This is a genomic window from Microbacterium sp. K41 (genome assembly GCF_004794395.1).
Taxonomy (GTDB): Bacteria; Actinomycetota; Actinomycetes; order Actinomycetales; family Microbacteriaceae; genus Microbacterium; species Microbacterium sufflavum.
The window spans coordinates 1-5,103 of record NZ_SSDO01000393.1 but is presented as its reverse complement, the minus strand read 5'-3'; the positions used below and the strand labels follow the sequence as shown (position 1 = coordinate 5,103).

Here is a 5,103-nt window from a genome sequence, read left to right as displayed (position 1 = left end):
GCCCGCCCCGCCGCGCCGCGCGACGAAGCCGAGCCGCGGATCGAGGGAGCGTCGGCTCACGGCCAAGCACCGCCGCACCGACGTCAAGAGCCTGCGGCGTCGTCCGCGCGAGGAGTGAGGGAGCCGCTCAGCCGGAGTCGCGGGTGAGCCGCTTCTCGACGGGGCCCCAGCCCTCCTCCAGCACGGTGAATCCGGCCTCGAGGATGTCGCGCTGGTCGTCGCTCTCGGTCACGAGGATCTGCATCTGCAGGATGAACCGGGAGTACACGCGGATCTCCGCCGTGGGGGCGGTGAGCCCGAGCTCCTCGGCGATCGCGTCGGCGAGGGCGTCTTCGTGCCGCAGCCACATCTTCGCCGCGTAGTCGCGCAGGGCCGGCGTGTCGTTGAGGAAGCGCAGGAAGGTGCGGGCGACGTCGTCTCCGTGCTCGTCGAGGTTCGCGCCGATCTCGGCGGCATAGAAGTCGTGGACCGCGCGGTTGATGGTGACGCCGGTCCTGCGGTCGCGCACGGCGGCGACGAGGCGGTCGCGCTGCTCGTCGTCTTCGTCGAAGACGAGCGCCTCCTTCTGGGGGAAGTGGGCGAAGACGGTGGTCGGGGAGACGTCGGCGGCGTCGGCGACCTCGCGGATGCTGACGTTGTCGAAGCCGCGCTCCAGGAACATCCTCGTCGCGACGTCGGAGATGTTCTTGCGGGTCGCGGCCTTCTTGCGCTCGCGGCGGCCGAGGGGCGCGGGGGTGGTCATGAGAGCCAGGCTACCGCGCTCGGTACGAAAGTGGCTTGACACCAAAACTGGTATCGCTACACTTTCGGTATGACTTCACCCATCTCCTCGGTCCGTGGTGCCACCCGCGCCTGGATCATGCTCATCGTGCTGACGATGCTCACCGTCATCGGCATGACGGTGGTGCTCCCCGTGCTGCCGTTCGTCGTACTGCAGTACGTCTCGCACGAGCGCGACCTGGCCCTCTGGGTCGGCGTGCTGGAAGCGGTCAACGGCCTGTGCGCCTTCCTCGTCGCGCCCTTCCTCGGCCGGCTCTCCGACCGGTTCGGCCGACGGCCCGTCATCATCGCCGCCGCCTTCGGTGCCGCGTTCTCCATGGCCCTGTTCGGCATCGGCGGAGCGCTCTGGGTGCTCGTGCTCGCCCGTGTCATCCAGGGGCTGACGGCGGGCGACCTGCCCGCGCTGTTCGCCTACCTCGCCGACATCACCCCGCCGGAGAAGCGTGCACAGCGCTTCGGCCTGCTCGGAGCGCTGACCGGCATCGGCACCATGATCGGCCCGGCCGTCGGTGGGCTCCTCGCGGCGATCGACCTGCGCCTGCCCGTGTTCCTCACCGCCGCCGTCGCCCTGGTGATCGCGATCCTCAGCATCTCCCTGCTGCCGGAGAGCCTGAAGCCCGAGAACCGCATCCCGCGGATCACACTGCGCGCCGTGCAGCCGTTCGCGGTGTTCCGCGAGGCCTTCGGACGCCGGGAGCTGCGCGGCCTGATGATCGCGTTCGGCCTGCTCGCGCTGCCGTTCGGCTTCTTCGTCAACAACTTCAGCATCCTCGCGCTCGACTCCATCCAGTGGGGGCCGACGCAGATCGGGCTCCTCACGGCGGGCGTGGGGATCGTCGACATCCTCATCCAGGGCGTGCTGCTGGCCATCCTGCTTCCGCGGATGGGGGAGCGCGGCGTGATCCTCAGCGGCATCGTCGCCCAGGCGATCGGCCTGGCCGGTCTCGCGGTCGTCGCGACGCTGATCGCCCAGCCGTGGCTGTTCATCGTCGGCGCGCTGCTGCTCGCCGCCGGACAGGGAGCCGCGCAGGCCGCCATGGACGGCGCGATGTCCAACGCCGTCGGCGACGACGAGCAGGGCTGGCTCGGTGGCGCCACCCAGTCGCTTAACGCCGCGATGGGCACGGTCGCGCCGCTGATCGCCGCGGCCCTCTACACCGCCGTGAGCCACGCCGCCCCCTACTGGCTCGGGGTCGCGCTGATGGCCGTCGCGGGGATGGTCGTGGCACGCGCCCACATCGCGAACACCGCGAAGCGCCCGCGCCCCGCACCCTCCGGCCCGGTGCCCGCGGAGCTCGTGGCCGCCGAGTGACAGCTCCGCGGGGTGCCCCGGTGATGCGGTGCACCCCGCGGCTCAGTCCTTCCCGCCTCCGCGGACGAGTTCCAGCCCGGCACCGGCGAACTGCCGCAGCGTGGCATCCGGCAGGAACGCCCGCGTCAGCGCGCCGCCGATCCGGGTGAGGTCGCTCTCGTCGCGGAACAGCAGGTACATGGTCTCGTAGCGCGGGTGGAACTTCTGCTTGAACCGGTGCAGCGAACCGAACCCGTACACGGGTTCCAGAGCCTCCGCGAGCCGGTCGCTGAGCGCCGCGATCATGCCCGCGTCCGGCGGGTAGTCGTGCGCGAGCGGAGCCCCGGAGAGCGACATGATCTGCGCGCCCTCGTCGGAGAACTGCTTCGCGGACGACCCGATGAGGTACTCCATGACGGGGCCGAATCCGCCCTCCCTGCGGCGCATCAGGTCGAGCGTCCACCCCCGCACGACGCCGCCCTCGCCGTAGATGGGCAGCCAGGAGAGGAAGCCGTCGACGTCGCCGTTGGGGGCGATGGCGAGGGCGAGCCGTACCTCCGGATCCTCCGCCTCCTCGAGGGTGCCGAGTGTGAAGCGCATCTCGGGGAGGTCCTTGTCGCCGACCCAGGCCTCGGAGATCGCCCGCAGCTGCTGCTGCACCCCCCAGGGCTCCTCCTTCAGATGCGTCATCCGGAACGTCATGTCCTCGCGTCCTGCCTTGTTGAGGGAGGTGCGCACGGAGTTCCAGCGCTTTCCGGTGAACTCCAGGCCCGGCAGGTCGACGATCGTGTCGTCCGCCACGACCAGGCTCCGCCAGGTCTCCGGCACCGCGGCCCGCGTGGCCTCGTCGGCGCTGAAGAAGCAGGGGATGAGCCCGGCGCCCTCCGCCGCGCGGATGAAGTCCCGCACCGCATCGGTGCGGCGTTCGCGCGGCCCGATCGGATCCGCCAGTGCCAGTGCCACGCTGTTGCGCCGCTGATACGCGACGATGCCGCCGTCCACGCGCGCGAACGCGTTGCCCTCCCAGGTGGTCATCCACGACAGGGTGCCGCCGCCGTGGGTCTTCAGCTCCTTCTCCAGGTCGGCGAGCGTGGGTGCCGGCTGCGCGCCGAGCTTCGACCGCCGTCGGGCTCGGAACGCCCGCCGCACCACGAGCAGGTAGACGAGGATCAGCAGCCAGAGCACGCCGCTGGCGAGGGCGAGCTCGGTCTCGCCGTCGATCTGCAGTTCGAGCTGTGCCTCGCTGGTCAGGATGATCAGCGCCAGGATGAGCGCACCGGAGAGCACGTTGAGGCTGGCGAGGATGATCGCGAGCACCCACGCCCATCGCCGACCGCGACGCAGCCCGTTCGCGATGAGCAGGATGACGGCCGCGTCGAGCGCGGTGTCCAGGAACCCGCCGGAGGCGGGTGCGGTGGGGCCGAAGGGGCCGTCGGTCGGGACCAGGACGGTGATGACCTCGGTCGCCAGCAGGAGCAGCACGGCCATGACCGCGATGAGGCGCTGCTCGCGGACCGTCGTGTGCCGCACGCGCAGGCTGCGGTCCACCGCGAGGATCAGCAGCACCGCCAGCAGATGCTCGAGGTCGGCGACCTTGCCCCAGAACATCATCGCGATGAATACGAACCCGAGGAGGATGAGCCAGCCGCGTACCCGCCACGGGGGACGGAACAGGCCGACGGCTGCAGCGATGCAGGCCATCGTGCCCCCGGACGCGCCCACGTCGAGCGCGCGCGCCTGCTCCGCCGCCCACGCCCATTCGAACTGCGACAGCAGCAGGAGCAGCAGCGCGGTGGCGAAGATCGCGAAGAGCTGTCCCACCGCGTAGTAGGCGATCGCGACGCGGCTTCCGCGACGGAACTCCAGGTACCCCATGCCCCAGAAGCCGGCGATCGTGAACAGGTACACCCACGGCTGGTTGACGAAGAACGTGCCGGTGACCGGCGTCCACCATTTGCCGTCCGACAGGTTGGGCAGGCCGTACGCGACCGAGGGGAACAGCTCCGAATCCTCGAACGGCCGCCACAGTCCCTGTGAGACGACGCCGACGACCAGGATCAGGCCCACCATCGTGAGGGTCGCCGGGATGCGCCGGGCGACGGTGATCAGGGGGCGCGCAGGAGCGGAGGCATCCTCGGACATGCGCTCAGCGTAGCGACGGGTCCCCCCGGCCGGCGGGACCCGGCCGGGGTATTCCGCTGCCGCCGGGTCAGTCCGCGACGGCCTTCGCGATCGCGTTCTCCAGATCGCCCCAGGCGGTCAGCTCGAGCATCTCGCCGTCGACGAAGAACGTGGGGGTGCTCGTGACGCCGAGTCGCTCGCCGTCACGCTTGTCCTGCTCCACCCGCGCGAGGGTGGCGGGGTCGGCGACGGCCTCGTCGTACGCCGCGAGGTCGAGGCCCAGCTCCTGGGCGAACGCGCGGAACACCTCCGGGGTCTCCTCGGGCTGCTCGCCCCAGTTCGCCTGCGTCGCGAACAGGTGGTGGTACATGTCTTCGAAGCGGCCCTGCTGCGCGGCGGCCTCGGCGGCGAGGGCGGCCTGTGTCGAGTTGACGTGGCCGGGGAGCGGGAAGTAGCGCGCGACGTAGCGGATGTCGCCGTCGTACGTGTCGCGGAGCTCCTCGACGATCGGGTAGAAGGCGCCGCACGCCTCGCATTCGAAGTCGAGGAACTCGACGACCGTGACGGCGTCGGGACCGCCCTCGTCGAGCACGTGCGAATCGGTGCGGACGGTCGGCTGGCGCTGGCCCGCGTCGGGGTCGGGCTCGTCGGCGCGCTGGGTGATGGCCCAGACGATGGCGACGATCAGCAGGACGACGGCGACGGCGATGGCGATCAGGGTCGCCTTGACAGGGGTTCTCACGGGGTTCTCCAGACAGGGGTACGACGGATGGGGGTGCCGCGGGCGCGGCGCGGAGTCGTCGTACGGCTCAGGTCCGGGAGAGGGACAGTTGTGCGAGGGAGGGGGTGAGCCGGCGCGGGCGGGGCATCGCGCGCAGCGGCGGGGTCGTGCGGGGTGTCCGGCCGAGCGG

4 protein-coding genes and 1 pseudogene are annotated in these 5,103 nt (G+C 70.9%); 2 read left to right on the top strand and 3 right to left on the bottom strand.

The annotated features are described in order from the left end of the window. Window positions 1-118: pseudogene (locus DW309_RS20045) on the top strand (aminoacyl-tRNA hydrolase); the annotation flags it as partial. A 9-nt stretch (window positions 119-127) separates the two neighbouring features. Here the strand turns inward: DW309_RS20045 and DW309_RS12355 are convergent. Then, on the bottom strand, window positions 128-742 hold the full coding sequence (locus DW309_RS12355) for a TetR/AcrR family transcriptional regulator (protein ID WP_136045545.1): 615 nt from the start codon (window positions 740-742) through the stop codon (window positions 128-130). A 69-nt stretch (window positions 743-811) separates the two neighbouring features. On the opposite strand from DW309_RS12355, the gene DW309_RS12350 reads away from it, so the two are divergent. After that, a complete protein-coding gene (locus DW309_RS12350) occupies window positions 812-2,092 on the top strand; it encodes an MFS transporter (protein ID WP_240753205.1) in 1,281 nt (426 codons plus the stop codon). 42 nt (window positions 2,093-2,134) lie between these two features. Here DW309_RS12350 and DW309_RS12345 read toward each other — a convergent pair whose 3' ends face one another. Together DW309_RS12345 and DW309_RS12340 are read right to left on the bottom strand one after the other, a co-directional pair. Further along, window positions 2,135-4,213, bottom strand: coding sequence for an MprF family protein (locus tag DW309_RS12345; protein WP_136045544.1), 2,079 nt, complete (start codon window positions 4,211-4,213; stop codon window positions 2,135-2,137). A 67-nt stretch (window positions 4,214-4,280) separates the two neighbouring features. After that, entirely contained in the window at window positions 4,281-4,934 is a 654-nt protein-coding gene (locus tag DW309_RS12340; RefSeq protein ID WP_136045543.1) for a DsbA family protein, read from the bottom strand. Window positions 4,935-5,103 lie beyond the last annotated feature (169 nt).